Here is a 4,513-nt window from a genome sequence, read left to right on the forward strand (position 1 = left end):
CCCTGTCCCTCCTGCGTTCAATGCAGAAGGGAAATAGGTGGCCGGATTTTACTCCGCCCGCGGCCGGACTATCCCGCCGCTACCGTGGCCGGTTTTTGCACCGCCGCTCTCACGTCGACCAGCATGTCGGCGCGGCGGGACATGAGCGCGAGCCGGGTCTCGTCGTTCGAAGGCAGCCGCAGGATCGTCGCGTTCTCGACCGCCGCCGTGATTGCCTTGTCCTGAGCGGTGCCCGACATCACGGCGAGGGTGGTGCCGGGCTGGTCGATATCGGCGACCGAGACCGGATCGGCCGGGATCTTCGGGTTCGCCTGATTGTAGACGAGCGAGATCTGGTACTCCATCGCCGGGACCGAGAACTGCACGGCCATGGCACGGAGCGGAGTCCGGTTCAGCGCCAGCGACATGTCCCAGCGCCCGGCCTGCAGCCCCGCGACGAGATTGTCCCAGGTCGTGTCCACGAACTCGGGTTTGACCTCGAGCACATCGGCGAACTCGCGGCAGAGTTCGGCGAAGAAGCCGGAATATTCGCCCGTCGCCGGGTCGCGCATCACGTAGGGCGGGGCGACGGCGGCGCCGCAGCGCAGCACGCCATTGGACTGGACGGTCTGCCAGTAGCTCGCGCCGTCTTGCGCCTGCGCGGCACCGGCGATGAGGCCCGCCGCGAGGGCGGCGGCGGCGATCTTGGTCAGCATCATTCGACGGGTCTCCCCCTGTTGGAGCTTGCTCGGGTGCGGCCCGAGCCATTCGCGGAGCGCGGGGCAGCCATGCGCTCACTGGGGCTTTCGTACACACACAGTGCCGACACGTCAATTAGAAAATATTCCGTGTCGACACGATTTCCGCTCGGTGCTAGGATTCCGGACAGAGCGGTGCCCAGTGGAGGGCGCCCGATGGAGACACCCGGTGGAGGCAGAGCATGGAATCCGGAATTGAACCGCGACGGGCGAAGGGGACAGGCTGGAAATTCGCCTACGAAACCCTGCGCGACGAGATCCTCGCGCTCGCCCTCAAGCCGGGACAGCTTCTCGACGAGACCACGCTCGCCGACCGGTTCAACATGTCGCGCTCACCCGTGCGCGAGGCCCTGATCCGGCTCGCCGGCGACGAACTGGTGGTGACGCTCTCGAACCGTTCGACGATCGTCGCGCCGATCGACATCGTGAGCTTTCCGAAATACGTCGAGGCACTCGACATCGCGCAGCGCATGAACACGCGCCTCGCGGCGGAACTCCGCGGCGAGGCCGACATCAAGGCCATCGCAAGACGGCAGAAGGAATTCGAGGCGGCGGTGCGCGGCGGCGATCATCTCGCGATGTCCGGCGCCAACAAGGCCTTCCACATGGCGATCGCCGCGGCCGGGAAGAATCCCTACCTCGCGGGCTTCTACGACCGGCTTCTCGACCAGGGCCGGCGGATGCTGCACCTGCATTTCGACTATCTCGAGAGGACCCCCGAAGGCTATCTCCTCACCGATGAACACGCGGAGATGCTGGAGGCGATCCGCGACCGGGACGTGCGGCGAGCCGACGCGCTCGCCCACGCGCACACCCGCCAGTTTCGCGACAATTTCCTCGATTTCCTCAAGGAGAACCACGCGGGAGACGTTTCTCTCGACGCGCCCGAGGTGGCTGCGTGAGGGCCCGGCAGGCCACCGCCCGCGCCCTCCCGGGCGAGGACCGTTCCCGATCCCGCGCCGTCTCCGGCGCCGGGTAAACCCTCGTCGCCTTCGAGCAAGTCAGTGGCGCGGCGGAATGGCGCGCGCCCCTTGACGGTTCCCGGAGGTTTCGACAACCGCGCCGACAGGTTCCCATCGTCGACGTTTCGCGGCGCCCCGATCAGCGCCGCGGCCATACCGACAAGGCCTCGGGCGCGCGGGACGGATTTGCCCGCGAGCCGGCTCGCCCTTTCGGTCGCATCAGCGCAGCCGGAGGCCCTCTTCGTCGAAGAGGAACGCGGCTTCGGGGCGGAAGCTCGCGGTGATGGTCTGGCCCGCTTCGACGTGGCGGGAATCCTGAGCCTTGATGATCAGCCGGACGCCCGCGCCGCCATGCGCGTAGATGTAGGATTCGCCGCCCAGATGTTCGACGAGATCGGTTTCGAGCGACAGTCGGGCGGGGCCGTCCCCGGGGCCGTCCTCGGTGACGTGTTCGGCGAAATGTTCGGGGCGGACCCCCACGGTGACGGGCGTGCCGACGCCGGGCAGCGGGCCGCCCAGGGCCTTGCGGAACGGCGCCGCGTCGATCCGGTCGAGGGTCACCGTCACGCCCCCGTCGCCCGCCTCCGTGACCCTGCCCGCGAGCAGGTTCATCTTCGGGCTGCCGATGAAACCCGCGATGAAGGCGTTGTCGGGATCGTCATAGAGCGCGAGCGGCGAGCCGACCTGCTCGATCCGTCCCGCGCGCAGCACGACGATCTTGTCGGCGAGCGTCATCGCCTCGACCTGATCATGCGTGACATAGACGATCGTGGCGCCGAGTTCCTTGTGGAGCCGGGCGATCTCGACGCGCATGTTGACGCGAAGCTCCGCGTCGAGATTCGAGAGCGGCTCGTCGAAGAGGAATACGTCGGGCTTGCGGACGATGGCCCGGCCGATCGCGACGCGCTGCCGCTGCCCGCCCGAGAGCGCCTTCGGCTTGCGGTCGAGCAGGTGGTCGAGTTCCAGCACCTTCGCGGCGGCCGTCACCTCCCGCTCGATCTCCGCCTTGGGCCGCTTGGCGAAGCGGAGCCCGAAGCCCATGTTCTCGGCCACCGTCAGGTGCGGATAGAGCGCGTAGCTCTGGAACACCATCGCCACGCCGCGTTTCGACGGATCGACGTCGTTCATCGTCCGCCCGCCGATCGAGAGCGCGCCCGACGAGATGTCCTCGAGCCCCGCGATCATGCGCAGGAGCGTCGACTTCCCGCAGCCCGAGGGGCCGACGAAGACGCAGAATTCGCCCGGCTTCACGTCGAGGTTCACGTCATGGATCACCTGCGCCTCGCCGTAGCGCTTGTTCACATCGATGAGTTCCAGTCCCGGCATCCTATCCTCCCTCGCTGATGGGGGGCGCGGCTCCGCGCGAGCCGCGCCCCGGTCTTCAGGGTGTTTCTCAGGCCGCCTTCCCGACGCGGCGCAGGGTCTCGGGAATGAAATCGCCATGCGCGTCGAGCAGGTCGTCGACGAGCTTCGCGATCTGGGCGGTGTCGAGCTCGGCCGCGGTATGCGGGTCGAGCAGCGCCGCGTGCAGCACATGGTCGCGCCGCCCGGTCAGCACCGCCTCGACGGTCAGCTTCTGCACGTTGACCTGCGTCTGCATGAGCGCCGCGAGCTGCATCGGGATCTCGCCGACCCGGGTCGGGGTCACGCCCTGACGATCGACGAGGCACGGTACCTCGACGCAGCAATCGGCCGGAAGGTTAGAGATCGCGCCGTCGTTCATCACATTGCCGTAGACGACGCGCGGCTGGCCGGTTTCCATCGAATGGATGATCTCGGAGCCGTATTCGACCGAGCGCCGGACCTTGATCGGCTTCGACGGGTCCTTCAACTCGGCCGACTGCCCCTCCCAATGCGCGATCTGCGCTTCGCAGCGGCGCGGATATTCGTCGAGCGGGATGTTGAACTTCTCGATCAGGTCCGGACGGCCCTGCTTGATGTACCAGGGCACGTATTCGGCGAAATGCTCGGAGCTCTCGGTGACGAAATGGCCGAAGTTCTTGTAGACATCGTAGCGCACGCGATTGAAGTCGGGAATCCGGTCCTCGGCGATCACCTTGTCGATGAGCGGATAGAGATCCTGCCCGTCGCGTTCGAACTTCAGGTAGAAGGCGACGTGGTTCACGCCCGCGACGAGGTAGTCGATCTCCTCGACCGGCACGCCGATATCGGCCGCGAGCTCGCCCGCCGTGTGGCGCACCGAATGGCAGAGGCCCACGGTGCGGATCTTCGTCGCGCGGTTGAGGCCGAGGCAGTTCATCGCCATCGGGTTGACGTAGTTGAGATGCATCACATCGGGGCAGAGCCGCTCCATGTCGCGCGCCATGTCGATCAGCACCGGAATGGTGCGGATGGCGCGCATGATGCCGCCGATGCCGAGCGTGTCGGCGATGGTCTGGTCGAGGCCCGCGCGCTTGGGCAGGTCGAAATCGGTCGTCGTGCCGGGCCGGTAGCCCGCGACCTGGATCATGTTGATCGCGTAATCGGCGCCGTCGAGCGCGCGCGCCCGGTCGGTCACAGCCTCGATCGTCGCATGGGTGCCGAGCGCCTGGTTGATGCGGCGCGCGACGATCTCGGATTCCGCGAGCCGCTTCTCGTTGATGTCGAAGAGGCACAGGCGGGCGTGGGCGAGCTCCGGATAGCTCAGCAGGTCGCCGATGAGGTTCTTGGCGAAGACGGTGCTGCCCGCGCCGATGAAGGTGATCTTGGGGGTGCGCATGGGGATACTCCCTGGTGCTCGGGTGAAGGGTTGGCGCGCCGCGATCGCGGCGGCGCGCGTCGTTTCGGGGCGGCTCAGAAGAGCGCGTCGATCTC

General features: G+C 67.1%; 4 protein-coding genes. 1 reads left to right on the plus strand and 3 read right to left on the minus strand.

The window, feature by feature from the left end; genetic code table 11:
• Positions 1–68: 68 nt before the first annotated feature.
• Entirely contained in the window at positions 69–698 is a 630-nt protein-coding gene (locus ACLJK8_RS20460) for a transporter substrate-binding domain-containing protein (protein WP_413152211.1), read from the minus strand.
• Positions 699–919: 221 nt separating this feature from the next.
• Here ACLJK8_RS20460 and ACLJK8_RS20465 point away from each other — a divergent pair, with 221 nt between their 5' ends.
• Positions 920–1,639 (plus strand): GntR family transcriptional regulator, encoded by a 720-nt coding sequence (locus ACLJK8_RS20465; RefSeq protein WP_413152212.1) that lies wholly within the window; start codon positions 920–922, stop codon positions 1,637–1,639.
• A gap of 279 nt (positions 1,640–1,918) precedes the next feature.
• Here the strand turns inward: ACLJK8_RS20465 and ACLJK8_RS20470 are convergent, their stop codons facing one another.
• Positions 1,919–3,025 (minus strand): ABC transporter ATP-binding protein, encoded by a 1,107-nt coding sequence (locus ACLJK8_RS20470; RefSeq protein ID WP_413152213.1) that lies wholly within the window; start codon positions 3,023–3,025, stop codon positions 1,919–1,921.
• Positions 3,026–3,092: 67 nt separating this feature from the next.
• Entirely contained in the window at positions 3,093–4,418 is a 1,326-nt protein-coding gene (locus ACLJK8_RS20475; RefSeq protein ID WP_413152214.1) for an alpha-glucosidase/alpha-galactosidase, read from the minus strand.
• Positions 4,419–4,513 lie beyond the last annotated feature (95 nt).

This window comes from Amaricoccus sp. W119, from assembly GCF_047275745.1.
GTDB lineage: Bacteria > Pseudomonadota > Alphaproteobacteria > Rhodobacterales > Rhodobacteraceae > Amaricoccus.